The sequence below is a fragment of the Nocardioides sp. IC4_145 genome, from assembly GCF_011250565.1.
Taxonomy (GTDB): Bacteria; Actinomycetota; Actinomycetes; order Propionibacteriales; family Nocardioidaceae; genus Nocardioides.
This window is the reverse complement of record NZ_JAANMS010000001.1, coordinates 111,547-135,534: the sequence shown is the minus strand read 5'-3', so window position 1 is coordinate 135,534 and position 23,988 is coordinate 111,547. Positions and strand designations below refer to the sequence as shown.

Annotated in this window: 25 protein-coding genes; 13 read left to right on the top strand and 12 right to left on the bottom strand. The window is 72.1% G+C overall.

The features are described 5' to 3' along the window. The first annotated feature begins 13 nt into the window (after positions 1 to 13). Genes G6553_RS00710 through G6553_RS00700 form a run of 3 tightly spaced genes read left to right on the top strand, consistent with a single transcriptional unit; the run spans position 14 to position 2,194 of the window. Positions 14 to 1,348 carry a CehA/McbA family metallohydrolase gene (locus G6553_RS00710; protein ID WP_166188244.1) on the top strand — a complete coding sequence of 445 codons (1,335 nt, stop codon included), beginning with the start codon at positions 14 to 16 and terminating at the stop codon, positions 1,346 to 1,348. 10 nt (positions 1,349 to 1,358) lie between these two features. Further along, complete coding sequence (locus tag G6553_RS00705) at positions 1,359 to 1,823, top strand: hypothetical protein (RefSeq protein ID WP_166188243.1); 465 nt, start codon at positions 1,359 to 1,361, stop codon at positions 1,821 to 1,823. Next, positions 1,820 to 2,194: a hypothetical protein gene (locus tag G6553_RS00700; protein ID WP_166188241.1), complete on the top strand. Its 375-nt coding sequence runs from the start codon at positions 1,820 to 1,822 to the stop codon at positions 2,192 to 2,194. The genes G6553_RS00705 and G6553_RS00700 overlap by 4 nt, the downstream gene beginning before the upstream one ends. Before the next feature lie 51 nt (positions 2,195 to 2,245). Here the strand turns inward: G6553_RS00700 and G6553_RS00695 are convergent, their stop codons facing one another. Genes G6553_RS00695 through G6553_RS00680 form a run of 4 tightly spaced genes read right to left on the bottom strand, consistent with a single transcriptional unit; the run spans position 2,246 to position 6,050 of the window. Further along, complete coding sequence (locus G6553_RS00695; protein WP_166188239.1) at positions 2,246 to 3,409, bottom strand: acetyl-CoA C-acetyltransferase; 1,164 nt, start codon at positions 3,407 to 3,409, stop codon at positions 2,246 to 2,248. Further along, positions 3,402 to 4,025, bottom strand: a complete 624-nt coding sequence (locus G6553_RS00690) for a TetR/AcrR family transcriptional regulator (protein WP_166188237.1) — start codon at positions 4,023 to 4,025, stop codon at positions 3,402 to 3,404. The genes G6553_RS00695 and G6553_RS00690 overlap by 8 nt, the downstream gene beginning before the upstream one ends. 12 nt (positions 4,026 to 4,037) lie before the next feature. Then, the gene (locus G6553_RS00685) at positions 4,038 to 4,841 is read right to left on the bottom strand and encodes an SDR family oxidoreductase (protein WP_166188235.1); all 804 of its coding nucleotides are present in this window, start codon (positions 4,839 to 4,841) and stop codon (positions 4,038 to 4,040) included. Then, positions 4,842 to 6,050, bottom strand: a complete 1,209-nt coding sequence (locus G6553_RS00680) for an acyl-CoA dehydrogenase family protein (protein ID WP_166188234.1) — start codon at positions 6,048 to 6,050, stop codon at positions 4,842 to 4,844. It abuts the gene before it with no gap. 77 nt (positions 6,051 to 6,127) lie between these two features. On the opposite strand from G6553_RS00680, the gene G6553_RS00675 reads away from it, so the two are divergent. The 7 genes from G6553_RS00675 (at position 6,128) to G6553_RS00650 (ending at position 12,572) form a co-directional block, all read left to right on the top strand. After that, positions 6,128 to 7,675 carry a FadD3 family acyl-CoA ligase gene (locus G6553_RS00675; protein WP_166188232.1) on the top strand — a complete coding sequence of 516 codons (1,548 nt, stop codon included), beginning with the start codon at positions 6,128 to 6,130 and terminating at the stop codon, positions 7,673 to 7,675. Beyond that, positions 7,676 to 8,821 carry an acyl-CoA dehydrogenase family protein gene (locus G6553_RS00670; protein WP_166188230.1) on the top strand — a complete coding sequence of 382 codons (1,146 nt, stop codon included), beginning with the start codon at positions 7,676 to 7,678 and terminating at the stop codon, positions 8,819 to 8,821. It abuts the gene before it with no gap. Beyond that, positions 8,818 to 9,714 carry an acyl-CoA dehydrogenase family protein gene (locus G6553_RS00665; RefSeq protein ID WP_166188228.1) on the top strand — a complete coding sequence of 299 codons (897 nt, stop codon included), beginning with the start codon at positions 8,818 to 8,820 and terminating at the stop codon, positions 9,712 to 9,714. Before G6553_RS00670 ends, G6553_RS00665 begins: the two co-directional genes overlap by 4 nt. Next, entirely contained in the window at positions 9,714 to 10,706 is a 993-nt protein-coding gene (locus tag G6553_RS00660; RefSeq protein WP_166188226.1) for an acyl-CoA dehydrogenase family protein, read from the top strand. The genes G6553_RS00665 and G6553_RS00660 overlap by 1 nt, the downstream gene beginning before the upstream one ends. Positions 10,707 to 10,804: 98 nt before the next feature. Further along, positions 10,805 to 10,939 carry a hypothetical protein gene (locus tag G6553_RS21525; protein ID WP_278249445.1) on the top strand — a complete coding sequence of 45 codons (135 nt, stop codon included), beginning with the start codon at positions 10,805 to 10,807 and terminating at the stop codon, positions 10,937 to 10,939. Between the two features lie 46 nt (positions 10,940 to 10,985). Further along, entirely contained in the window at positions 10,986 to 12,062 is a 1,077-nt protein-coding gene (locus G6553_RS00655; protein WP_166188224.1) for a spore photoproduct lyase family protein, read from the top strand. Positions 12,063 to 12,188: 126 nt separating this feature from the next. Then, positions 12,189 to 12,572, top strand: a complete 384-nt coding sequence (locus G6553_RS00650; protein WP_166187951.1) for a hypothetical protein — start codon at positions 12,189 to 12,191, stop codon at positions 12,570 to 12,572. Positions 12,573 to 12,694: 122 nt separating this feature from the next. Here the strand turns inward: G6553_RS00650 and G6553_RS00645 are convergent, their stop codons facing one another. Beyond that, positions 12,695 to 13,111 carry a MerR family transcriptional regulator gene (locus tag G6553_RS00645; protein ID WP_207619171.1) on the bottom strand — a complete coding sequence of 139 codons (417 nt, stop codon included), beginning with the start codon at positions 13,109 to 13,111 and terminating at the stop codon, positions 12,695 to 12,697. Positions 13,112 to 13,175: 64 nt separating this feature from the next. Between G6553_RS00645 and G6553_RS00640 the strand changes: the two genes are divergently transcribed. Beyond that, positions 13,176 to 14,699, top strand: a complete 1,524-nt coding sequence (locus G6553_RS00640; RefSeq protein ID WP_347565423.1) for a SulP family inorganic anion transporter — start codon at positions 13,176 to 13,178, stop codon at positions 14,697 to 14,699. Between the two features lie 42 nt (positions 14,700 to 14,741). On the opposite strand, the gene G6553_RS00635 is transcribed toward G6553_RS00640, so the two are convergent. From G6553_RS00635 to G6553_RS00605, 7 genes are all read right to left on the bottom strand, one after another. Beyond that, positions 14,742 to 15,398: a flavin reductase family protein gene (locus G6553_RS00635; RefSeq protein WP_242679814.1), complete on the bottom strand. Its 657-nt coding sequence runs from the start codon at positions 15,396 to 15,398 to the stop codon at positions 14,742 to 14,744. Positions 15,399 to 15,412: 14 nt separating this feature from the next. Beyond that, a complete protein-coding gene (gene hsaC, locus G6553_RS00630) occupies positions 15,413 to 16,315 on the bottom strand; it encodes an iron-dependent extradiol dioxygenase HsaC (RefSeq protein ID WP_347565422.1) in 903 nt (300 codons plus the stop codon). Beyond that, positions 16,312 to 17,229, bottom strand: a complete 918-nt coding sequence (gene hsaD / locus G6553_RS00625) for a 4,5:9,10-diseco-3-hydroxy-5,9,17-trioxoandrosta-1(10),2-diene-4-oate hydrolase (RefSeq protein ID WP_347565421.1) — start codon at positions 17,227 to 17,229, stop codon at positions 16,312 to 16,314. The genes hsaC and hsaD overlap by 4 nt, the downstream gene beginning before the upstream one ends. Position 17,230: 1 nt before the next feature. After that, positions 17,231 to 18,397: a 3-hydroxy-9,10-secoandrosta-1,3,5(10)-triene-9,17-dione monooxygenase oxygenase subunit gene (gene hsaA / locus G6553_RS00620; protein WP_166188220.1), complete on the bottom strand. Its 1,167-nt coding sequence runs from the start codon at positions 18,395 to 18,397 to the stop codon at positions 17,231 to 17,233. Positions 18,398 to 18,498: 101 nt separating this feature from the next. Beyond that, positions 18,499 to 18,894 carry a VOC family protein gene (locus G6553_RS00615; RefSeq protein WP_166188219.1) on the bottom strand — a complete coding sequence of 132 codons (396 nt, stop codon included), beginning with the start codon at positions 18,892 to 18,894 and terminating at the stop codon, positions 18,499 to 18,501. Positions 18,895 to 19,103: 209 nt separating this feature from the next. Next, positions 19,104 to 20,192: a 4-hydroxy-2-oxovalerate aldolase gene (dmpG, locus tag G6553_RS00610; protein WP_166188217.1), complete on the bottom strand. Its 1,089-nt coding sequence runs from the start codon at positions 20,190 to 20,192 to the stop codon at positions 19,104 to 19,106. Position 20,193: 1 nt separating this feature from the next. Further along, positions 20,194 to 21,105, bottom strand: coding sequence for an acetaldehyde dehydrogenase (acetylating) (locus G6553_RS00605; RefSeq protein ID WP_347565436.1), 912 nt, complete (start codon positions 21,103 to 21,105; stop codon positions 20,194 to 20,196). Between the two features lie 179 nt (positions 21,106 to 21,284). Between G6553_RS00605 and kstD the strand changes: the two genes are divergently transcribed. Together kstD and G6553_RS00595 are read left to right on the top strand one after the other, a co-directional pair. Beyond that, on the top strand, positions 21,285 to 23,042 hold the full coding sequence (gene kstD, locus G6553_RS00600) for a 3-oxosteroid 1-dehydrogenase (RefSeq protein WP_166188213.1): 1,758 nt from the start codon (positions 21,285 to 21,287) through the stop codon (positions 23,040 to 23,042). Then, the gene (locus G6553_RS00595; protein WP_166188211.1) at positions 23,042 to 23,923 is read left to right on the top strand and encodes a MaoC family dehydratase; all 882 of its coding nucleotides are present in this window, start codon (positions 23,042 to 23,044) and stop codon (positions 23,921 to 23,923) included. The genes kstD and G6553_RS00595 overlap by 1 nt, the downstream gene beginning before the upstream one ends. Positions 23,924 to 23,988: the final 65 nt, after the last annotated feature.

Genomic DNA, 23,988 nt, shown 5'->3' with positions numbered 1-23,988 from the left:
GCGTTGGTCGGGCATGTGCGACGACCACTCCGCCGGCCACACGCTGCCCCCACGCCTGCCCACCCGCCCGTTCACCCGGCGTACCGCCCTGGCCTCGGCCGGCGCCGGGCTGCTCATGGCCCAGGCACTCGGCCCGGACACGCCGGCGGTCGCCGCGAGCGGCACGCAGGCGGTCCGCGGCGCCTCGCGCACCTCGCGGATCACCCGCGGCACGCGCCTGGTCCACGCCGACCTGCACAACCACACGCTGCTCTCCGACGGTGACGGCGACCCGGCCCTCGCGTTCGACTCGATGCGCAGCGCCGGGCTGGACGTCGCCGCGCTGACCGACCACGCGACGATCTCCGACAGCCTGCTGGGCGACCTGCTCGCCGGGATCCTGCCGGACGAGTACAAGCAGCTCGGCGGCCTCACGCGCAGCGGCTGGGCGCGCACCGCGGCGTACGCCGACGCCGCGAACCAGGACGGCGCCTTCACCGCGATCCGCGGCTTCGAGTGGTCCGAGCCGCTCCTCGGCCACATGAACGTGTGGTTCACCGAGCACTACGTCGACGTGCTGCAGGCCGGCCTGATGCAGCCGTTCCTCGACTGGCTGCGGCGCGAGCCGGGGCTGGTGCTCGACGGCGGCGCGGACGGGCTCGCCGGCTTCAACCACCCCGGGCGGGAGCCGCTGCGCTTCCAGGAGTTCCACCACGACCCCCGGGTGCGCGACCGCGTGGTGTCGCTGGAGCTGTTCAACCGGGGCGACGACTACCTCTTCGAGGGGTACGCCGACGGCCGCTCGTCGCCGCTGGTCGCCTGCCTCGGCGCGGGGTGGCGCACCGGCATCACCGGCGTGACTGACGAGCACGGCACCGACTGGGGCCACCCGGAGGGCAAGGGACGCACGGGACTGTGGGTCGACGACCACTCGCGAGCCGGCGTGAAGCGGGCGATGCGCGCGCGGCGGTTCTTCGCGACCCGGACCTCGGGGCTGCGGGTGGACGCCACGGCGACCCCGCGTGGGGGCCGACGCTCCCGGATGGGCTCGGTGCTGCGGCTCCCCCGCGGACGCGGTGTGGTCACGTTCGAGCTCGACCTGGCCCGGGACCGCGAGTGGCGCGGCCGGCCGCTGACCGTCCAGGTGCTGCGGCCGGGGTCCGAGGTGCCGGCGGTGGTGCGGGTGGTCGACTTCGAGGTCGGCCCGGTCGTCCGCTTCCGGCTGCCCCTCGACCTGACCGACGGCGACTGGGTGCTGCTCCGGGTCGCCGACCCCGCCGAGCGCAACGCCACGCCGGGCCCCGACGGCCACCCCGGCAACGACCTCGGCGTCGCGTACACCAGCCCCTGGTGGATCGAGGCCGCCTAGGGTGGCCGCCGTGACCCGCTCGGTGCTGCTGTGGATGGTCCCGGCGAACCTGGCGCTCGTCGCGTGGGTGTGGGGCGGCCGGATGCTCTTCGGGGTCGGCGGCTGGATGCTGCTGGTCTACCTCGTGAGCGTCGTGCCGGTCCTGCTGCTCGGCCTGCTCGTGACGAGCGTGCTCGCGCTGACGCAGCGGGCGGAGCCCGGCGGGCGTCGCGAGCTGACGCGGCCCCAGGCGCAGGCGCAGCTGGTGATGTGGGCAGCGATGTCCGTCTTCGGAGCGTTCTCGTTCGACTTCGGCGACACCGAGGACAGCGACACCGCCCTGCTGGTGGAGGTGCTCGGCGACCGCGAGTGGGTGTGGGCGGCGACCACGACGACCATGGCCGTCTCGGCGCTGGTGACGGTCATGGCGTGGGTCGCGCTGGTGGTGACCCTCACGGCCGGACGACGGCCCGCCGCCGTACCCTCGGAGGCATGAGCGCGCCCACGCCGCCGCCCCGGAGGGCCCGTCACCTGCTGGATCCCGACAACCCGCGTCCGCCGCAGCCGACCCGTCGCCGCAAGGGCGGGAAGCCGGGCGGGATGCCGATCGAGATCGTCCAGCGCTACGTGCTCTCGGTCCTGGCCGCCACGACGATCCTGCACCTCGCCATCGGCCTGGTCTTCGCCGGCCTGGTCATCGACGACGAGCACCGCGTCTCCCAGGTCGGGCTGTGCGTGCTGGGCGGCGCGTTCGGCGTGATGGCCGTGGCCGCCGCGCTCGCCATCCACCGCAAGAACCCGCTCTCCCCGTGGCTGCTCCTCGGCACCATCCCCGGCATCGTCGGGGTGTGGATGGTGCTGGCCTAACCCGCGGCGGGCCGGGGCAGGGCTGCGGACGAACACTTCGCCCGCCGACCCTCAGAGCCGCTCGAGGATCGTGACGTTCGCCTGGCCGCCGCCCTCGCACATGGTCTGCAGGCCGTAGCGGCCGCCGGTGCGCTCGAGCTCGTTGAGCAGGGTGGTCATCAGGCGGGTGCCGGTGGCCCCGATCGGGTGGCCGAGCGCGATGCCGCCGCCGTTGACGTTGACCTTCTCGTGCGGGACGCCGATCTCCTCCATCCACGCGAGCACGACGGGGGCGAAGGCCTCGTTGCACTCGAAGAGGTCGATGTCGTCGACCGAGAGGCCGGTCCTCTCCAGGGCGTGGCGGGTGGCGCGGATCGGGCCGGTGAGCATCCAGACCGGGTCGTCGCCGCGGACGGAGAGGTGGTGGACGCGGGCGCGGGGGGTGAGGCCGTGGTCGGCGACGGCCTGCTCGGAGGCGATGAGCATCGCCGAGGAGGCGTCGCAGATCTGCGAGGCGACCGCGGCGGTGATCCGGCCGCCGGGGGCGAGCGGCTCGAGGGACGCCATCTTCTCCAACGAGGTCTGCCGGGGGCACTGGTCGACCGAGAACGTCGAGCCGTCGGGCAGCGTCACCGGGACGACCTCGCGCTCGAAGCGGCCCTCGGCGATCGCGGTCAGCGCCCGCTCGTGGGAGGCCAACGCGTAGGCCTCGAGCTGCTCGCGGGTGTGACCCCACTTCTCGGCGATCATCTCGGCCGAGCGGAACTGGCTGACCTCCTGGTCGCCGAAGCGCTTCTGCCAGCCCGGCGACTCCGCGAACGGCGTGGTGAAGCCGTACTGCTGGCCCACGATCATCGCCGCGGAGATCGGGATGGCCGACATGTTCTGCACCCCGCCGGCGACCACGAGGTCCTGGGTGCCGGACATGACCGCCTGGGCCGCGAAGTGGACCGCCTGCTGGGAGGAGCCGCACTGCCGGTCGATGGTCACGCCGGGCACGTGGTCGGGCAGGCCCGCGACGAGCCAGGCCGTGCGCGCGACGTCGCCGGCCTGGGAGCCGATCGTGTCGCAGCAGCCGAGGATCACGTCGTCGACGGCGCCCGGGTCGACGCCGGTGCGGTCGACCAGCGCGGAGATCGAGTGGGCGGCGAGGTCGGCGGAGTGGACGCCGGCGAGGGCGCCGCCGCGCTTGCCGGTCGGCGTGCGGACAGCGTCGACGATGAATGCTTCAGGCATGGGCGATCCCGTCTAGGAGGATGGTGAGGTACTGGTCCGCGACGTCGGTGTGGGTGAGCTTGCCGCCGGGGCGGTACCAGCGCACGGCCACCCAGACGGTGTCGCGGATGAAGCGGTAGGTCAGCTCGACGTCGAGGTCGGCGCGCAGCGCACCGGACCGGAGCCCGTCCTCGAGGAGCGTGATCCAGACGTCCCGGGACTGGGCGTTGCGCTCCGCGAGGTAGGCGAAGCGCTCCTGCTGGCCGAGGAAGTCAGCCTCGTTCTGGAAGATCGCCACCTCGTGCCGGTGCCGGTCGATCGCCTCGAACGACAGCCGCACGGCCCGCTCGATCTTGGTGCGCGCGTCGTCGTCGCTGCGCAGCACCTCGTCGTACGCCGCGAACAGCTCGGCCTGGAACGACGACAGGATCTCGTCGACCATCGACTCCTTGGAGTCGAAGTGGTGGTAGAGGCTGCCCGAGAGGATGCCGGCCGCGTCGGCGATGTCGCGGACGGTGGTGTTCTTGAAGCCCTGGTCGGCGAAGAGCTCCGCGGCGATCGACAGCAGCTCCCGGCGACGGCCGGTCGCTCCGGTCGCGCCAGTCGCTCCGGCCGGGGTCGCGCTCTCGGTGCTCATGGAGGAATCGTCCTACGCCTGCTGGCTGGAGACGGCGACGACCTCGCCGGTCATGTACGACGCGTAGTCGCTGGCCAGGAACACCATGACGTTCGCGACCTCCCACGGCTCGGCGGCCCGCCCGAAGGCCTCCCGGTTCTTGAGCTCGGCGAGCAGCTCGTCGGAGGTCACCTTCGCAAGGAACGGGTGCATCGCCAGGCTCGGGCTCACCGCGTTGACGCGGATGCCGTGCGGGGCGAGGTCGACCGCCGAGCAGCGGGTCAGCGCCATGACGCCGGCCTTGGCGGCGGCGTAGTGGGCCTGCCCCTCCTGGGCGCGCCAACCGACGACGGAGGCGTTGTTGACGATGACGCCCTTCTTGCCGGCGGCGACCATCCGCTGACCGGCGGCGCGGACGCAGCGGAAGGTGCCGGTCAGGGTGATGTCGAGGACGCGCAGCCACTGCTCGTCGGTCATCTCCAGCACACTGGCGGTGCCGCCCAGCCCCGCGTTGTTGACCATGACGTCCACGCCGCCGAGCTCGTCGGCGACGTCGAGCAGCGCGGCGACCTGCGCCTCGTCGGTGACGTCGCAGACCCGCTGGCGCACGCGGTCGGCGCCGAACTCGGCGGCCAGCGCCTCCTCGGCCTCGGCCAACCGGCGCTCGTGGGTGTCGCTGAAGACGACCGCCTTCGCGCCCTCCTCGAGCACCCGGCGCACGACGGCGGCGCCGATGCCGGCGCCGGCAGCGGCGGTCACGACGACCACCTTGCCGGCCAACAGGTCGTGGCCGGGGACGTAGGCGGGGGCGGGCTGCTCGGGACGGGTGGTGGTCATTCAGACGCCTTTCGGTTCACGCGGGAGCCCGAGCACGCGCTCGGCCAGGATGTTGCGCTGCACCTCGTCGCTGCCGCCGTAGATCGAGTCGGCGCGCGCGAAGAGGAAGAGTCGTTGCCACTCGTCGAGGTCGTACGGCGCGGCGCGGGCCGTGAGCCCGTCGGCGCCGAGCACGTCCATCGCCACCTCGCCGAGCCGCTTGTGCCACGCCGCCCACACGAGCTTGAAGATCGACGCCGCTCCCCCGCCGGCCGCGGAGTCGTCGCCGCCGGTGACGGCCGAGAGCCCGCGCATCGCGTTGAAGCGCATCACCTCGAGCTCGACGGCGAGGTCGGCGAGCCGGTCGCGCAGCAGCGGGTCGTCGATCGCGCCGTTCGCCTTGGCCAGCTCGACGACGCCCTCGAGCTCGCGGGCGAAGCCGACGACCTGGCCGAGCACGGACACGCCGCGCTCGAAGCCCAGCAGGCCCATCGCGACCCGCCAGCCCTGGCCGGGCTCGCCGACGACGAGGTCGGCGTCGGTCCGGGCGCCGGAGAGGAAGACCTCGTTGAACTCCGAGCCGCCGGTCAGCTGCTCGATCGGCCGGACCTCGACGCCCTCCTGGTCCAGCGGGACGAGGAGGAAGGAGAGACCGGCGTGGCGCTGGGAGCCCGGCTCGGTCCGGGCGATCACGAAGACCCACTGGGAGAAGTGGGCGTTCGACGTCCACACCTTCTGCCCGTCGATGACCCACTCCCGCCCAGTGGGACCGTCCTCGAGCCGGGCCCGGGTCTGGACGTTGGCGAGGTCGGAGCCGGCGCCCGGCTCGGAGTAGCCCTGGGCCCACAGCTCCTCGACCGCACGGATCGGCGGCAGGAAGCGGGCCTGCTGCTCGGGCGTGCCGAACGCGATGAGCGTCGGGCCGAGCAGCTCCTCGCCGAGGTGGTTGAGGCGCGCGGGCGCGTTCGACCGGGCGTACTCCTCGTGGAAGATCACCTGCTGCGAGAGCGACAGGCCGCGGCCACCGTGCTCGGTCGGCCAGCCCACGCAGGTCCAGCCGTGCTGCGCGAGGTGCCGGTTCCAGGCGAGGCGCTCCTCGATCGCCTCGTGGTCCCGACCGGGGCCACCGAGGCCCTTGAGCGCGGCGAAGTCGCCGCGCAGGTGCTCCTCGAGGAAGTCCCGCACCTCGGCACGGAAGGCCTCGTCCTCGGCCGAGTAGGTCAGGTCCACGAGTGCTACAGTACCAAGCAATTGCTTGGTTGGGCAGATCGGCCCCTCCCGGCAGCCACGAAGGCAGGAGGTGAACGGTGGAGCAGACGATCCCGGCCGCGCTCGGCGCGGCGGCGGACCGCTTCGGCGACCACCCGGCGTACGTCCAGGACGGCGAGGTCGTCACGTTCCTCGAGCTGCTGAGCCGGGTCCGGCGCGCGGCCCGGGCGTACGTCGCCCGCGGCCTGCGTCCCGGTGACCGGGTCTGCCTGTGGGCGCCCAACAGCATCGACTGGGTCGTGGCCGGCCTGGCGGTGTCGTACGCCGGCGGCGTGCTCGTGCCGGTCAACTCCCGGTACACCGCCCACGAGGTCGCCGACGTGGTCGAGCGGACCGCCGCGCGGCTGGTGGTCGTCGCCGACGGCTTCCTCGGGCGCACCCAGCTGGCCGACCTGCGGGCGACCGGCGAGCACCCGTCGGTGCTGGCGACGATCGACCTGGCCGACCTCGGCGACCTCGACCCGGGCGACGTGACCACGGCCGACGTCGACGCGGTCGCGGAGTCGGTCTCCCCCGACGACGTCGCCGACATCCTCTTCACCTCCGGCACGACCGGCCGCAGCAAGGGCGCGATGTCCGCGCACCGCCAGACGGTCGGGGTCGCCCGCGCCTGGGGCGAGCTCGGCGGCGTGACCGCCGAGGACCGCTACCTGGCGGTCAACCCGTTCTTCCACTCCTTCGGCTACAAGGTCGGCATCGTCACCGGCCTGGTGACCGGCGCGACGCTCTACCCGCTCGCGACCTTCGACCTCGACACGACCATGCGGCTGGTCGAGGAGGAGCGGATCACCGTCCTGCCCGGCGCGCCGACGATCTACCAGTCGCTGCTCACCGCCCCCGGGCGCGAACAGCGCGACCTGTCCTCGCTGCGGCTCGCGGTCACCGGCGCGGCCGTCGTCCCGGTCGTGCTCATCGAGCGGATGCGGCAGCCGGCGCCCGAGGGCCTCGGCTTCGACCAGGTGGTCACCGCGTTCGGCATGACCGAGGCCGTCGTCGCGACGATGGCGCGCGCCGGCGACCCGGCCGAGCTCGTCGCGACCACCTGCGGCCGCGCGATCCCCGGCATGGAGACCCGCATCGACGCCCCACCCGGTGCCGGACCCGGCGAGGCCGGCGAGCTGCTGCTGCGCGGTGACTACGTGATGCTCGGCTACCTCGACGACGAGGAGGCCACGGCCGCCGCCATCGACGCCGACGGGTGGCTGCACACCGGCGACGTCGGCACGCTCGACGAGGCCGGCAACCTGCGGATCACCGACCGGCTCAAGGACATGTACATCTCCGGCGGCTTCAACGTCTACCCCGCCGAGGTCGAGCAGGTGCTCGCCCGGCTCGAGGGCGTCGCGGACGTGGCGGTCGTCGGGGTGCCGGACGAGCGGATGGGCGAGGTCGGTGCGGCGTACGTCGTCCGCGCGGCCGGTCCGGCGGGCGAGGCGCTCACCACCGACGACGTCACGGCGTACTGCAAGGAGCGGCTGGCCAACTTCAAGGTCCCGCGGCGCGTGACGTTCCTCGACGCGCTGCCCCGGAACCTGTCCGGCAAGGTGCTCAAGACCGACCTCCGAGACCAGCCCAGGAGCGAGTGAATGGACCTGTCCCTGTCCGAGTCCGAGCTGGCCTTCCAGGCCGAGGCGCGCGAGTGGCTCGCCGCCAACGTGCCGTCCGAGCCGCTGCCGTCGATGGACACCGAGGCCGGCTGGAAGGCCCACCAGGAGTGGGAGGCGCGGCTCGCCGAGGCGCGCTGGTCGGTCGTGTCGTGGCCGCGGGAGTACTCCGGCCGCGAGGCGTCGCTGGTCGAGTGGCTGGTCTTCGAGGAGGAGTACTACCGCGCCGGTGCGCCGGGTCGCGTCTCCCAGAACGGCATCTTCCTACTCGCGCCGATCATCTTCGACCACGGCACGAAGGAGCAGCAGGACCGGTTCCTGCCGACGATGGCGACCGGCGAGAAGATCTGGGCGCAGTGCTGGTCCGAGCCCGAGGCCGGCTCCGACCTGGCCGCGCTGCGCTCGACCGCGCGACGCGACGACGAGCGCGGCGGGTGGGTGCTCAACGGGCAGAAGACCTGGTCCTCGCGGGCGGCGTTCGCGCACTGGGGCTTCGGCCTCTTCCGCTCCGACGCCGAGGCGCAGCGGCACGCGGGGCTGACCTACTTCCTCTTCCCGCTCGACGCGGACGGCATCACGGTCCGGCCGATCGCACAGCTCGACGGCGAGGCCGGCTTCGCCGAGGTGTTCTTCGAGGACGTCTTCGTCCCCGACTCCGACGTCCTCGGCGCCCCCGGCGACGGGTGGCGGGTGGCGATGTCGACCGCCGGCAACGAGCGCGGCCTCTCGCTGCGCTCCCCCGGCCGGTTCTGCGCCGCCGCCGACCGCCTGGTCGACCTCTACCGCTCGACAGAGCGGCCACCGGCGGCCGCGGCGGACCGCGTCGTCGACGCCTGGGTCAAGGCGCAGGCCTACCGGCTCTACACGTGGGGCACGGTCACCCGGCTCGCCGCCGGCGGTGACATGGGCGCCGCGGGATCGGTGAACAAGGTCTTCTGGTCCGAGCTCGACATCGCGCTGCACGAGACCGCGCTCGACCTGCTCGGCCCGGAGGCCGAGGTCGCCTCGCCGTGGCTGGACGGCTACACCTTCTCGCTCTCCGGCCCGATCTACGCCGGCACCAACGAGATCCAGCGCAACATCGTCGCCGAGCGGATCCTCGGCCTGCCGCGGGAGGTCCGCAAGTGAGGTTCGTGCTCGACGAGGACCAGCGCGACTTCGCGGGCGCGCTCGAGTCGCTGCTCGCCGGCGCCGACACGGTCGCCGCGGCCCGAGCCTGGGCCGAGGGCGAGACCGCCCCCGGACTGGCGCTGTGGAAGCGGCTGGCCGACCTCGGGGTGCTCTCGCTGGCCACCGACGCGACCCCGGTCGAGGTCGCGCTCGCCTTCGAGGCGCTGGGGCGACACGTCGTGCCCGGGCCGTGGATCGAGTCCGCGGCGTACCTCCCGGTCGCTCTGGGCCGCGAGGTCGAGGGCGTCGCCACGGTCGCCCTGCCGCCGCACGTGCCCCACGCGCTCGACGCCGACGTCGCCGACGAGGTCTACGTCGGCAGCACGCCCGTCACCGGGGTCGGCGAGCGGCTGACCTCGGTCGACCGCACCCGGCGGCTCTTCCGCGTGGAGGGTGGCGATGGTGTCGACGGTGGCGGCGGTGCCGAGCCGTCCCGCGAGGCGTTCGACCTCGCCGTGCTCGCGTGCGCCGCGGAGCTGCTCGGTGCGGGCGAGCGGGTGCTCGCGGACTCGGTCACCTACGTCAAGCAGCGCAAGCAGTTCGGTCGCGAGATCGGCTCCTACCAGGCCGTCAAGCACGCGCTCGCCGACGTCCGGATCGCCCTCGACTTCGCCCGCCCGCTGGTCCACGGGGCTGCGCTCGGCGAGGTGGACGCCTCGGCGGCGAAGGTCGCGTGCGGCGACGCGGCGTACCTCGCTGCGCGCACCGGCCTCCAGGTCCACGGCGCGATCGGCTACACCCAGGAGTTCGACCTGAGCCTGTGGCTGGGGCGGATCCGCGCGCTCGTGACCGCGTGGGGCACACCGGACTTCCACCGCGGCCGGCTGCTGCAGCAGCTCGGGGCGAGCTGATGGACTTCGCGCTCTCCGAGGAGCAGCAGGAGCTCGCCTCGACCGTGCGCTCGCTGCTGGCCAAGCGGGCCGACCCGCGCGTCGAGACCTACGACGAGCAGCTGTGGGCGCTGCTGTGCGAGCAGATCGGCGTCGCGGCGCTCGGCATCCCCGAGGAGCACGGCGGCGCGGGGTTCACGCTCTTCGAGTCGCTCGTCGCGCTCGAGGAGGTCGGCCGCTCGCTGGTGCCCTCGCCCCTGCTGTCCTCGCTGGTGACGTCGGAGGCGCTGCTGGCCGGCGCGACCGACGAGGCCAAGGACGGCCTGCTCCCCAGGCTCGCCGCCGGTGAGGTTGGCACATTCGTCGACGCGACCGGCCGGGGCGCCGGCGCCACGACCGTTGCGGACGTGCTCGACGGCGACCTCGCGACCATGCTCGTCGCCGCGACCGACGACGGGCTCTGGCTCCTCGACCCGGAGGCGACCACACGCGAGTGGACGCCGTCCATGGACCAGACGATCCGGCTCGCCCGCGTCCCGGTGGACACCGCCGCCGCGACCTGGATCGGTGAGGGCGCTCCCGCCGCCGAGCGGGCGGCGCTGGTGGGCGCCGCGGGCGTCGCCGCGCTGCAGGTCGGCACCGCCGCCCGGGCGCTGGAGATGACGGTCGCCTACGCGAAGGAGCGGGTGCAGTTCGGCCGCCCGATCGGTTCCTTCCAGGCGCTCAAGCACCGGATGGCCGACATGCTGGTGCGGGTGGAGATGGCCCGCTCGGCGGCCTGGGCGGCGTCGTACGCCGTGTCCAGCGGCGGCGCGAACGCCGAGCGCCTCGCGCACGTCGCCGCGGCGTACTGCTCCGACGCCCTCACCGCGATCGCCGCCGAGACCGTGCAGCTGCACGGGGGCATCGCGATCACGTGGGAGCACGACGCGCACCTGGTGCTGAAGCGGGCGCACTCCCTCGGCCAGCTCTTCGGCACGGCCCGCGCCCATCGTGCTGCGGTGCCCCTTTGAACCGCTCGCCAGCGTGTGAGGAAGACCACCGGACCGTTCCTCCCGCTGTGGTCTTCATGTCGCCCTGACCTGCGACGACGCCCACTAGGTTGAGCCCCATGAGCATCGACACCGACGTCACCGAGACCGACCCGACCGCGGTGGTCGAGGCGTCCGAGGCCTCCGAGGCCGCGCAGGCGCAGGACGACTTCCCGATCGGGATGGTCGCCAACCCGATCCGCACCCGGATCTGACCGCGTCCCCGGGATTGCCCGGGGCCGCCCGCGTGTTGCACTGGTGATGACGACACGCACCCACGCCGACCGGCTGCTCGACGTCAGGACGATCTTCCACGAGCGCGACGTCGAGACCTATCCACGCGGCGCCGAGATCCTGGCGCGCTTCCCCGACGCCGAGCGGGTCGAGGTGCTCTCGCACCAGGCGATCCCCGGGCTCTACGGCAACGAGGGCAACGTCGAGGACTGGGTGCGCAACAAGCGCGAGGTGCTCGTGCTGGGCACCAAGAAGTCACTCTCCGCGCGCCCCAACGGCCGCAGCTCGGACTTCATCGCGCCCTCGACGTCCAACGGCTGCGCGATGGCCTGCTCGTACTGCTACGTGCCGCGTCGCAAGGGGTACGCGAACCCCATCACCGCGTTCGTCAACATCGAGAAGATCCTCGGCTACCTCGAGCGGCACGCCGGCCGCCAGGGCCCCAAGACCGTGCCGAACCAGTGCGACCCGGTCGACTGGGTCTACGACCTCGGCGAGAACGGTGACTGCTCGGTCGACGCGCTCGTCAGCGACAACGTCCGCGACCTGGTCGACCTCTACGCCCGGCTCGACGGCGCCAAGGCCAGCTTCGCCACGAAGTTCGTCAACCGCGACCTGCTCGACTGGGACCCCCGCGGCGGCACCCGCGTCCGCTTCTCGCTCATGCCCGAGGAGATGTCGAAGAAGCTCGACCTGCGGACCTCACGGATCGCCGAGCGGATCGCCGCCATCGACGACTTCGTCGAGGCCGGCTACGAGGTGCACCTCAACTTCAGCCCGGTCGTCGTGCACGAGGGCTGGAAGGAGGAGTGGGCGGAGCTGCTGTCGCAGGTCGCCGACGGCATCGGCGAGAAGGCCAAGGCCCAGCTCGCCTGCGAGATCATCTTCCTCACCCACAACGAGCAGCTCCACGAGGTCAACCTCGGCTGGCACCCGAAGGGCGAGGAGCAGCTGTGGCGCCCCGACCTCCAGCAGCGCAAGCGCTCCGAGAGCGGCCAGGAGAACGTCCGCTACAAGGTCGCCTGGAAGCGCCGCTGGGTCGACGAGCTGGTCGACATGATCGGCGAGACGCTGCCGTCGTGCCGGGTGCGGTACGCGTTCTGAGCGGGGCTCGGAGACGTCATCGATTCCGATGATGTGCTCGGCCTCCTCGTCTCCCCCGGGGCGGCACGGGTACGGGGCCTGTCTCGGCGCCGATGGAGGGTCGGCACCTGACGAGGGAGGCACGGCATGGCCGACAGCAGCAAGCGGGCGGCGCAGGAGGCGTTGTTCCGTGCGATCAAGGACCAGGCGGAGTCCAACATGAAGTCCGCGCTCAAGGCGACGGAGAAGGCGCAGCTCCTGGTCGACCTGGCCGAGGCCTACCGCCTGACCGCGGGCGGCGTGGTCGCCGGGGACCGCGGAACCGGGGCGACCGGCGGCAGCGGCGGGTCGAGCGGCGGGTCGAGCGGCGGGTCGAGCGGCGGGTCGAGCGGCGAGGCGTCGGCGTCGTCGTCGAGCCGCAGCAGTCGCCCGTCGGACGACGCCGGGGCGCGCGACTCAGGCGGGCAGGGAGGACCGAAGAAGCGCACCTCGGACGCCCCGGCTGCTGTGCGGAGGAAGACCCAGGGCTGAGCGTCCCCTCTGCTCGTGCCGGTCGTGTGCGTGAGGACGCGGCACGCCGCGTGCTGAGGCACACGACCCCGGGTCGAGGGTCGGGGAGCACCCAGCGGCACCGAGCCGAGCAGCTGGCGGCGCTACCGCTCGGTGGGCGGCGCGCACTCGGCCGTGAGCAGCTCGATGAACTCGTCGGCCATGGCCAGCTGGCGCACGAGCCGTTCGCGGCGCTCGGCGCCGTCCGCCCTGACCTCCTCGAGCCGGCCGCGGGCCCGCTCACGGTCGGCGGGCCCGGCGCCCGGGTCGCGGAGCACCTCGATGTCGGTCATCACCGACCTCATCTCCTCGAGGGTGAACCCGAGCGGCTTCATCCGGCGGATGACGAGGATCTTCTCGACGTCCTCGTCGGTGTAGAGCCGGAAGCCGCCGTCGGTGCGGCCGGAGGGATGCAGCAGGCCGACCTCCTCCCAGTGGCGCAGGCTGCGCAGCGAGAGCTCGGTCCGGCTCGCGACCTCGCCGATGTGCAGGGCGGGCGCGCTGCGAGTGTCGTCGGCCACGTCGCCCTCCTCGGGGTCGCCTGGATGCAAACCCTTCCGTTGCGGAAGAGTAGGTTGTGCGTCCGTGTCCTCGCCATCCTCCACGCCGGTCCCCGCCTCCGCCGAACCGGTGGAGCCGAGCGTGCGCGTCGCGCTGCGCACCCCGCGGATGCTGCGGACCGAGGTCCTCGCGGGTCTGGTCGTCGCCCTGGCGCTCATCCCCGAGGCGATCTCGTTCTCGATCATCGCCGGCGTCGACCCGCGGGTGGGGCTGTTCGCGTCGTTCACGATGGCCGTCGCGATCTCGTTCCTCGGTGGCCGTCCCGCGATGATCTCAGCTGCGACCGGCGCCGTCGCGCTGGTCACCGCCCCGGTCATGCGCGACCACGGGTACGACTACCTCATCGCCACGGTCCTGCTCGGCGGCGTGATCCAGGTCGTGCTCGCCCTCGCCGGCGTCGCGAAGCTGATGCGGTTCATCCCCCGCTCGGTGATGGTGGGCTTCGTCAACGCGCTGGCGATCCTGATCCTCGAGGCGCAGATCGACCACCTGGTCGACGTGCCCTGGGCCGTCTACCCGATGATCGCCGTCGGCATCGCCGTCATCGTGGGCTTCCCGCGCGTCAACAGCGTCATCCCCGCCCCGCTCGTCGCCATCGTCGCCCTGACCGCCTTCGTGCTGGTCGCCTCGGTGGGCGTCCCCGACGTCGGCGACGAGGGCGAGCTGCCCGACAGCCTGCCGAGCTGGTTCGTGCCCGACGTGCCGTTCAGCCTGGACACCCTCGAGATCATCGCGCCGTACGCGCTCGCCATGGCAGTCGTCGGGCTCCTGGAGTCGCTGCTGACGGCGAAGCTGGTCGACGACATCACCGACACCCACTCCGACAAGACGCGCGAGGCCTGGGGCCAGGGCACCGCGAACGTCATCACCGGGTTCTTCGGCGGGATGGGTGGCTGCGCGATGATCGGCCAGACGATGATCAACGTGAAGGTCTCGGGCGCACGCACCCGGATCTCGACGTTCCTCGCCGGCGTCCTCCTGCTCGTCCTCGTCGTCGGCTTCGGCGACGTCGTCGCGCTGATCCCGATGGCCGCTCTCGTGGCGGTGATGATCATGGTCTCGGTCGGCACGTTCGACTGGCACTCGGTCCGCCCGAGCACGCTGCAGCGGATGCCGAGGTCCGAGACCACGGTGATGATCGCGACCGTCGTGGTCACGGTGCTCACCCACAACCTGGCCATCGGCGTCGTCGTCGGCGTGCTCGTCGCGATGACGCTCTTCGCCCGCCGTGTCGCGCACCTGACGGAGACCGAGCGCGAGCTGGTCGAGGACGAGCACGGGACGGCGAGGGCGGTCTACCGGGTCAGCGGCGAGCTGTTCTTCGCCTCGAGCAACGACCTCTACACGCAGTTCGAGTACGCCCGCGACCCCGAGCGGGTCGTCATCGACCTCTCGGGCTCGCACGTGTGGGACGCCTCGACGGTCGCCGCCCTGGACGCGATCACCACGAAGTACGCGCGGAAGGGCAAGACCGTCGAGATCGTCGGCCTGGACGGCGCGAGCGCCGAGCGGCACGGCCGGCTCACCGGCCGGCTCGACACGCAATGACCGGAGGACCGGTCCGAGCCGTCGTCCCGTCCTCGGGGCGGGTCAGCGCGTGGTGCCGTACTTCCCTCGGTAGAACAGCAGCGGGTCCTCGGCCGCGCCCTCGGACGCGGTGGCGAGGTGCAGCACCCGGCCGATGACGACCCAGTGGTCGCCGGCCTCGTGCACGGCGTGGACGCTGCAGTCGACGTGGGCCAGCGATCCCTCGAGCACCGGCGAGCCGGTCTCGACCGACGGGTGCCAGGCGACGCCGGCGAACTTGTCGGTGCCGCGGCTGGCCATCTGGTTGGACAGCTCGGCCTGGCCGTCGGCGAGGAAGTTGACGCAGAACCGGCCCGAGCGCTGGATCAGCGGCCACGCGCGGGAGGTCTTCGCGGGGACGAACAGCACCAGCGGCGGGTCCAGCGAGACGCTCGAGAACGACTGGCAGGTCATGCCCACCGGCTCGCCGCCGCTGACCGCGGTGACGACCGTGACGCCCGAGGCGAAGCGGCCGAGCACGTCGCGGAAGTGCCGAGCCTCGGCCTGCTTGGCCGGGTCGTCGGTCGGCACCGCCGAGCCCTCGCCGGGGCCGAGCGGCTCGATCTCGAAGGCCTCGCTGCCCAGCCAGGAAGCGATCAGCTCGGGGCTCGGCCAGGTCTCCGCGGCGTTGGGGTTCATGCCCTCCGGGATGTCCGCGGAGGCCCCCGAGTGGGCTGACATGGTCCCCACGCTAGTCACTGGCCTCCGCCGCCGAAGTTGTGGCCCCAGTACGACACGGCGGTCGACTCGCGAGCCACCCACTTGCTGTCCTCGACCTGCAGGCCGTCGGTCCCGAACTCCACGTCGAAGCCGCCGGGCGACTTGACGTAGAACGACACCATCTCGTCGTTCATGTGCCGGCCCAGGGTCGCCGAGAGCGGCGCCTTGTGCTTGCGCACGCGCTCCAGCGCACGGCCCACGTGGTCGAGCTCGTCCACCTCGAGCATGATGTGGACGCACTTGGCCGGGTTCGGCATCGGCAGGAACGCCAGCGAGTGGTGCCGCGGGTTGACGCCGAGGAACCGCAGCCAGACCTTCGAGCCCGGCTCCTTGCCGACGAACTCGCCGGGCATGCTCATCGAGTCGCGCAGGCGGAAGCCGAGGACGTCGGTGTAGAAGCGCAGCGCCTCGACGTCGTCGAGCACCGGGATGACGATGTGGCCCATCCCCTGGTCGCCGGTGACGAACCTGGCGGCGTACGGCGTCACGATCGGCCGGGCCTCGTAGGTGATGCCGTGGAACAGCTCGAAGACGTTGTCCCACGGGTCGGAGAACCGGATCATCTCCTGCACGCGGCGCTCGTCGAGCTCCTCCTTGGTCGCCTCCTCGAAGACGACGCCGGCCTTCTGCAGGTGCTCGCGCGCCTCCTGGAGGGCCCGGTGGTCGGCGACCTCCCAGCCGGTGGCCTCGAGCAGGTCACGGTCGGAGGGGACGACGACGAGCCGGGCGGAGACCTCGTCGATGCGCCAGTACTGGTGGTCCGGGTTGGGACCGCGGCCCTCGGCGAGGCCCAGCACCTTGCCGGCGAAGACCTTCCACTGCTCGAGGTCGGTCGACGCCACGCGGACGTAGCCCATGGACTTGATGTCGATCGTCACGTGGTGGCCTTTCGGGGTCGTTCGACGTGGCGAGCCAGGAAGGCGGTGGTGATCTCGGCGAACTCCTCGGCCGCCTCGATCTGCGCCCAGTGCCCGCAGTTGGGGAAGACGTGGAGCTGCGCCTTCGGGATGAGCTTGAGCGCGGCCATGGCACCGTCGAGCGGGTTGACCCGGTCCTCGCGGCCCCACGTCAGCAGGGTGTGCTTGCGCAGGCGGTGCGCTTCGCGCCAGAGCATGCCGTCCTCGGCGGTCTCGGGGTTCCAGAACGACATGCCCATCGAGCGCATCGCCTCCTGCGCGCCCGGGGCGGTCGCGTCGGCGAACCGCTGCTCGACCAGCTCGTCGGTCACCAGCGACTGGTCGACGACCATGGTCGAGATGAACGCCCGGAGCTTCTCGCGGGTCGGGTCGGCGCCGAAGTCCATCAGCCGCTGGACGCCCTCGGTCGGGTCGGCGTGGAACAGGTTGAGCGAGAGCCCGCCCGGGCCCATCAGCACCAGCCGGCCGACGCGGTCGGGGTAGGTCAGCGCGAGCCGCATCGCCGTACCGCCGCCGAGGCTGTTGCCGAGCAGGTGCACCCGCTCGATGCCGAGCTCGTCGAGGAGCCGTACGACGTGGTTGGCCGCGAACCGGTAGTAGTTGCCCTCCACCGGCGGCTTGTCGGACCCGCCGAAGCCAGGCTGGTCGACGAGCAGCGTGCGGAAGGACCGCGCGAAGTGCGGCAGCGCCGGGCCGAAGTTCGACCACGCCGAGGCGCCCGGGCCCCCGCCGTGCAGCATGACCAGCGGCAGGCCGCCGCCGACCTGCGCCGGCTGCGTGTCCGGCGCGGCCTCGTAGTAGTTGAGCGTCAGGTCGCCGGCCTTGGCCGAGCGACGGACGCTCTCCTGGCCGAATCTCGTGTCAGCTGCGTCCACGTCAGTACATCCCCGGGTCGACCTTGTGGCCGAACTCGTGGGCGCCGAACATCTGCAGCGCACGCTCGGGGTCGTTGGCGGCGTGCACCCGGCCGGCGTGGGCGTCGCGCCAGGCACGTTGCAGGTAGGTGCCCTCGGCGAGCGCCCGGCCGCCCGAGGCCTCGAACAGCGCGTCGATGGCGTCGATCGCGCGCTGGCTGCCGAGGACCTGGTCGCGGCGGACCTTCAGGCGCAGGCCGAGCGGGATCTTCTCCCCCTTGGCGACGTGGTCCATCTCCTCGCGGATGTTGTTGACCAGCAGCGCCCACGCGGCGTCGATCTCGCTGCTCGCCTTGGCGATGCGGACGGCCGCGAAGGGGTCCAGCGAGGCCTTCTCGCCGAGGTACGCCGCGCGCGTGCGCTTCTGCTGCATCTCGACGTGCTCGGCGTACGCCCCGCGCGCCATGCCGATGATCGGCGTGGTGATGGTGCCGGTGAAGATCGAGTGGAAGGGCAGCTTGTAGAGGTCGGAGGTGTTCTGCTCCTGGCCCGGGCCCTTGCACGCGCCGGTCTGGCTCATGGAGAGCGTGAACGCCTCGGGGACGAAGACGTCCTCCACCACGATGTCGTTCGAGCCGGTGCCGCGCAGGCCGACCATGTGCCACACGTCGACGATCTGGTACTTCTCGCGCGGGACCATGAACGTCTTGAAGTCCACGACCTGGCCCTCGGCGTTGAACACCAGGCCGCCGAGCAGGACCCAGCTGCAGTGGTCGCAGCCGGAAGAGAAGCTCCACTTGCCGGACAGGGTGTAGCCGCCGTCGGTGACGGTCGCCTTGCCGGTCGGGGCGTACGACGAGCTGAGCCGGGTGTTGGTGTCCTCGCCCCAGACCGCCTGCTGCGCCTCGTCGTCGAAGAGCGCGACCTGCCAGGGGTGCACGCCGACGACGCTGGAGACCCAGCCGGTCGATCCGCAGGCCGACGCGATGTCGCGCACCGCGGTGTAGAAGGTGACGGGGTCGGCCTCGAACCCGTCGAAGCGCTTCGGCTGGAGCAGCCGGAAGAACCCGACCTCCTCCAGCTCCTTGATGCTCGCCTCCGGCACGACCCGCAGGCGCTCGGCCTCGTCGGCGCGCTCGCGGAACGTGGGCAGCAGGTCACGAACGCCGTCGAGAACAGCCTGGGTCATCGCCAACTCCTGTCGTGGTGGGACGTCGGCAATACTAGAACACGTTCTTGTTTTGAACCAGATCGCGCTCCCGCTCAGCGGGTCGGCCGCACCGGCGGTGCTCAGGCGGTCGCGTCGCTCGGCTGGTACCGCCGCAGCACGCAGAACTCGTTGCCCTCCGGGTCGGCCAGCACGGCCCAGCCCAGGTCGCCCTCGCGCCGGTCGTCGACCATCGTCGCGCCGAGGCCGAGGATGCGGTCGACCTCCTCGTCCCGGGTGCGGTCGGTGGGCCGGAGGCACATGTGCATGCGGTTCTTGACCGTCTTCGGCTCGGGCACCTTGAGGAACAGCAGGTACCGGTCGTCCGGGCCCACCAGGCCGCACTCCTCCTCCCCCGGCTCGTTCTCGCCCTCCTCCGCCGTCGGGAGCCGGTGGTCCTCGAGGACCTCCGACCACCACATCGTCTGGGCGTACGGGTCGTGGGCGTCGATGCAGAAGTTGGATGCGCGGGATGCCATGCCCCGTCTGTACCCGGCCGGTCGCCTTCTCGTCGACCGCTTTCCGCAGCGGCGGGGGCACCAGGCGTCGGTTCATCAAGGTACGCAGACGAACCGCCACTCCCCTGGGTCGATTGACCGAGGGAAGTGGCGGTTCGGCGACATACCTTGATGAAGCAACAGGCGGGGCCCGCGGACCTTCAGAGGAGAGGCACCGGTGGAACGCCGGATCAGGCGTTGGCGGCAGCCTTGTCCTGCTCGGCCTTGAGCATGAGGGCGATGTCGATGAGCTGGTCCTCCTGGCCGCCGATGAGCTCGCGGCGGCCGGCCTCGAGCAGGATCTTCGCGCCGGAGACGCCGTAGCGGTCGGCGGCGTTGCCGGCGTGCTTGAGGAAGGAGGAGTAGACGCCGGCGTACCCCATCATCAGGGTCATCCGGTCGAGCTGGCACTCCTCGGGCATGGCCGGCTTGATGACGTCCTCGGAGGCGTCGACGATCTGCAGGAAGTCGACGCCGGTGCGCCAGCCGAGCTTGTCGCAGACGCCGACGAACGCCTCAAGCGGGGTGTTGCCGGCGCCGGCGCCGAAGCGGCGGACCGAGCCGTCGATCTGGGTGGCGCCCGCGCGGGCGGCGATGACGGTGTTGGCGACGCCGAGGCCGAGGTTCTCGTGGCCGTGGAAGCCGACGTCGGCCTGCGAGCCGATCTCGGCGACGACGGCGGAGACGCGGTCGGCCGTCTGCTCCATGACCAGCGCGCCGGCCGAGTCGACGACGTACACGCACTGGCAGCCGGCGTCGACCATGATCCGCGCCTGCTTCGCGAGCACCTCGGGCGGCTGGGTGTGGCTCATCATGAGGAAGCCGACGGTCTCCAGGCCCAGCTCGCGGGCCAGCCCGAAGTGCTGGATCGAGGTGTCCGCCTCGGTGCAGTGCGTGGCGATCCGGCAGATCTGGCCGCCGTTGTCCTGCGCCGCCCGGATGTCGTCCTTGGTGCCGACACCGGGGAGCATGAGGAAGGCGATCCGGGCGTTCTTGGCGGTCTCCGCCGCGATCCGGATCAGCTCCTGCTCCGGCGTGCGGGAGAAGCCGTAGTTGAACGACGAGCCGCCCAGGCCGTCGCCGTGGGTGACCTCGATGACCGGGATGCCGGAGGTGTCGAGCGCCTCGACGATGTCGTGCACCTCCTGCGCGGTGAACTGGTGCCGCTTGTGGTGCGACCCGTCGCGCAGGCAGGTGTCGGTCAGCCGCAGGTCGAGGTCGCCGCCGTGGGCGTCCTTCCACGTGCGAGCGAGGGTGTCGAGCTGCGTGGTCCCGGTCATCTCAGGCCTCCTTGCGGCCGGCGAGCACGGACCGCGCGATGTTGTCGCCGACCTTCGCGGCGGCGGCGGTCATGATGTCGAGGTTGCCGGAGTACGGCGGCAGGTAGTCGCCGGCGCCCTCGACCTCGACGAAGATCGAGACCTTGACCTGGCCCTGCGTCGCGGCGGACGGCTCGTCGACCTGCGGCTCCTGCAGCAGGCGGTAGCCGGGGACGTACTCCTGGACGGCCTTCTCCATCGCGAAGACCGACTGCACGATCGCGTCGCGGTCGGCGTCGGGCGGGACGGCGCAGAAGATCGTGTCGCGCATGATCATCGGCGGCTCGGCCGGGTTGAGGATGATGATTGCCTTGCCGCGCTCGGCGCCGCCGATCCGCTCGACGCCGGCGGCCGTCGTCCGCGTGAACTCGTCGATGTTGGCGCGGGTGCCGGGGCCCGCAGAGACGCTGGAGACGGAGGCGACGATCTCGGCGTACGGCACCGGGGCGACCCGCGAGACCGCCGCGACCATCGGGATGGTGGCCTGCCCGCCGCAGGTGATCATGTTGACGTTCATCGCGTCGACGTGCTCCTCGCCGTTGACCGGCGGGATCACCGCCGGGCCGACCGAGGCGGGGGTCAGGTCGACCGCGCGGATGCCGGCCTCCTCGTAGCGGGGGGCGTACTCCTTGTGCACGTAGGCCGAGGTCGCCTCGAAGATCAGGTCGGGCAGCACGTCCTGCTTCAGCAGCCAGTCGACGCCCTCGTGCGAGGCCTCGAGCCCCTGCTGCGCGGCGAGCTTGAGCCCCTCGGAGGCCGGGTCGACGCCGATCATCCAGCGCGGCTCGACGACGTCCGAGCGCAGCAGCTTGTACATCAGGTCGGTGCCGATGTTGCCCGGCCCGACGATGGCCGCGGTCAGCTTGGTCATGATCTGGGTGGACCTCTCAGTCGGTAGGGGCCGAGCGTGGCACGCGGCGCACCCCTGCGGACGACCCCGGACCGCTCACCGGGAGCGGCGTGCGGGAGGGTGTCGAGCGCATCGGCCCAGCCTCCCGGCAAGTGGGATCGGACGGCATGGCGACATGCTAGAACCTGTTACAGTTTTGCGCCATGACGGGGTACCCTCACGCCACCTCCAGCGGCTCGCCGACCGACCTCCCGAGCGAGGTCGACGTCGTCGTCGTCGGCGCCGGAGCGGCCGGCATGTCCGCCGCCCTCGCGGCCGCCGACCGCGGCCTCGACACCATCCTGCTGGAGAAGAGCCGCTGGTTCGGCGGCTCGACCGCGCGCAGCGGCGGCGGCGTCTGGATCCCCGGCAACTACGCGCTCGAGGCGGTCGGCCAGGACGACCCGCTGGAGAACTCCAAGCTCTACCTCGACTCGATCGTCGGCGACGTCGTCCCGAAGGTCCGCCGCGACACCTACGTCGACCGCGGCGCGGAGGTCATGGACTTCCTCAAGGCACGCACCCCGGTCCGGTTCACCTGGGTGCCCGACTACGCCGACTACCACCCCGAGCAGCCGGGCGGCCGCGCCCGCGGGCGCACCGTCGAGCCGGTCCCGCTGGACGCGAGCTTCCTCGGTGCCGAGCTCGAGCGCCTGCACCCGCCGTATACCAAGGCGCCGGCGAACATGATCGTCACGCAGGCCGACTTCCGGAAGATCAGCCTCGGCATGCGCACCCTCAAGGGCCCGCTGACGATGGTCAAGGTGACGATCAAGCGGATCATCTCCGGCCTGCTGCGCCGCCGGATGTACGCCATGGGCAACGCGATCGCGATCGGGCTGCGCAAGGGCCTGATGGATGCGCGCGTGCCGGTCCACTACGAGACCGAGCTGCGCGACCTCGTCGTCGACGGCGGCCGGGTGGTCGGCGTACGCGTGCTGCGCGACGGTGTCGAGCAGGTCGTCCGCGCCCGTCGTGGCGTCGTGCTCGGCAGCGGCGGCTTCGAGCGCAGCGCCGAGCTGCGCGAGAGGTTCCTCCCCCAGCCCACCTCGACCGAGTGGACGACCGGCTCGCAGAACAACACCGGGGCCGGGCTCGTCGCCGGCATGGCGGTCGGCGCCCGCACCGACCTGCTCGACGACGGCTGGTGGGGTCCGACGATCCCGCTGCCCGGTCGCCCGTGGTTCTGCCTGGCCGAGCGCAACCTGCCCGGCTCGATCATCGTCAACCAGGCCGGCGAGCGGTACATGAACGAGGCGCTCCCCTACGTCGAGGCCGTCCACGAGATGTACAAGGGCGAGCAGACCGGCGTGCCGCACGTGCCGTCCTGGATGGTCATCGACCAGCGCTACCGCAACCGCTACGTCTTCGCCGGCCTGATGCCGCGCCAGCCGTTCCCGGGCCGCTGGTTCAAGGAGGGCATCGTCAAGAAGGCCGACAGCCTCGCCGGCCTGGCCGCCGAGATCGGCGTGCCGGCCGAGACGTTGGAGCGGACCGTCGAGCGGTTCAACGGGTTCGCCCGCGCCGGCGTCGACGAGGACTTCCACCGCGGCGAGTCGGCCTACGACAAGTACTACTCCGACCCCACCGTCAAGCCGAACCCGTCGCTCCACAGCATCGACGAGGGCCCGTTCTACGCCGTCAAGATCGTCCCCGGTGACCTCGGCACCAAGGGCGGCCTGGTCACCGACGAGCGTGCCCGGGTGCTGCGCGAGGACGGCACCGTGCTGGAGGGGCTGTACGCCGCCGGGAACGTGTCGTCCGCGGTGATGGGCCACACCTATCCCGGCCCCGGCGGCACGATCGGCCCGGCGCTGGTCTTCGGCTACCTGGCCGCGGAGGACCTCGCGGCCGCACAGCCCGCCGGCCGGCACGCTGCCCAGGCCACCGCCGAGCAGACCGTCCAGAAGGAGACCGCCTGATGCCCATCGACCCCTCCGTGGCGATCGGGGCCGACCTCGGCTCCCGCGAGTTCAGCTGGTCCGAGAGCGACGTGCTGCTCTACCACCTCGGCATCGGTGGCGGCTCGCGTCCGGGCGACAACCTGTCCGCCGCGGCGCTGCGCTACACCCTCGACGGGCCGGGCCTGCAGGTGCTGCCGTCCTTCGGCGTCGTCGCGCCGACGTTCCACGAGACCGACCCACCGCCACTGGACCTGCCCGGCTGCGACATCAACCTGGCCCAGGTCGTCCACGGCTCGCAGGCGATCACCGTCACGGGCGGCCCGCTGCCGACCAGCGGCACGGCCACGATCCGCACGACGCTCACGGACGTGTGGGACAAGGGCAAGGCGGCCGTCATCTGGCAGGAGGGCGTCGCCACGTCACCGGCCGGCGAGGAGCTGTGGCGGGTCCGCTCGTCGATCTTCGTCCGCGGCGAGGGCGGCTTCGGCGGCGACCGCGGCTCCTCGACGCCCGTGACCGTGCCCGAGCGCGCGCCCGACGCCGACGCGGCGTACGACGTCACCCCGCAGCAGGCGCTGCTCTACCGCCTGTGCGGCGACCGCAACCCGCTGCACGCCGACCCCGACTTCGCCAAGGCGGCCGGCTTCCCCGCGCCGATCCTGCACGGGCTGTGCTCCTACGGGATCGTGCTGCGGACGCTGACCGACGAGCTGCTCGACGGCGACGCGACGAGAGTGGGCGGCTTCGCGGCGAAGTTCGCCGGCGTCGTCTTCCCGGGCGAGACCATCCGCACCCGCGGGTGGCGCGAGGACGGCCGGATCCTGGCCTCGGCCGAGATCGCCGGCGGCGAGCGCGACGGCTCCCCCGTGCTCGGCGACGTGGTGCTCGACCTGGCCTGAGCCGCCGACCCGAACGCCCCGCCCCGGGGTGACCCGACTCACCCGGGGCCGGGGCATGGCCCCAG

Bases quoted from the DNA above. Each gene is read 5' to 3' on its own strand.
- G6553_RS00655 (WP_166188224.1), top strand. From the start codon at position 10,986: ATGACGACACGCACCCACGCCGACCGGCTGCTCGACGTCAGGACGATC.
- dmpG (WP_166188217.1), bottom strand. From the start codon at position 20,192: ATGACCGGGACCACGCAGCTCGACACCCTCGCTCGCACGTGGAAGGAC.
- G6553_RS00670 (WP_166188230.1), top strand. From the start codon at position 7,676: ATGGACCTGTCCCTGTCCGAGTCCGAGCTGGCCTTCCAGGCCGAGGCG.
- G6553_RS21525 (WP_278249445.1), top strand. From the start codon at position 10,805: ATGAGCATCGACACCGACGTCACCGAGACCGACCCGACCGCGGTGGTC.
- G6553_RS00595 (WP_166188211.1), top strand. From the start codon at position 23,042: ATGCCCATCGACCCCTCCGTGGCGATCGGGGCCGACCTCGGCTCCCGC.
- G6553_RS00635 (WP_242679814.1), bottom strand. From the start codon at position 15,398: ATGTCAGCCCACTCGGGGGCCTCCGCGGACATCCCGGAGGGCATGAAC.
- hsaA (WP_166188220.1), bottom strand. From the start codon at position 18,397: ATGACCCAGGCTGTTCTCGACGGCGTTCGTGACCTGCTGCCCACGTTC.
- G6553_RS00710 (WP_166188244.1), top strand. From the start codon at position 14: ATGTGCGACGACCACTCCGCCGGCCACACGCTGCCCCCACGCCTGCCC.
- G6553_RS00615 (WP_166188219.1), bottom strand. From the start codon at position 18,894: ATGGCATCCCGCGCATCCAACTTCTGCATCGACGCCCACGACCCGTAC.
- G6553_RS00695 (WP_166188239.1), bottom strand. From the start codon at position 3,409: ATGCCTGAAGCATTCATCGTCGACGCTGTCCGCACGCCGACCGGCAAG.
- kstD (WP_166188213.1), top strand. From the start codon at position 21,285: ATGACGGGGTACCCTCACGCCACCTCCAGCGGCTCGCCGACCGACCTC.
- G6553_RS00700 (WP_166188241.1), top strand. From the start codon at position 1,820: ATGAGCGCGCCCACGCCGCCGCCCCGGAGGGCCCGTCACCTGCTGGAT.
- G6553_RS00685 (WP_166188235.1), bottom strand. From the start codon at position 4,841: ATGACCACCACCCGTCCCGAGCAGCCCGCCCCCGCCTACGTCCCCGGC.
- G6553_RS00660 (WP_166188226.1), top strand. From the start codon at position 9,714: ATGGACTTCGCGCTCTCCGAGGAGCAGCAGGAGCTCGCCTCGACCGTG.
- G6553_RS00690 (WP_166188237.1), bottom strand. From the start codon at position 4,025: ATGAGCACCGAGAGCGCGACCCCGGCCGGAGCGACTGGCGCGACCGGA.
- G6553_RS00650 (WP_166187951.1), top strand. From the start codon at position 12,189: ATGGCCGACAGCAGCAAGCGGGCGGCGCAGGAGGCGTTGTTCCGTGCG.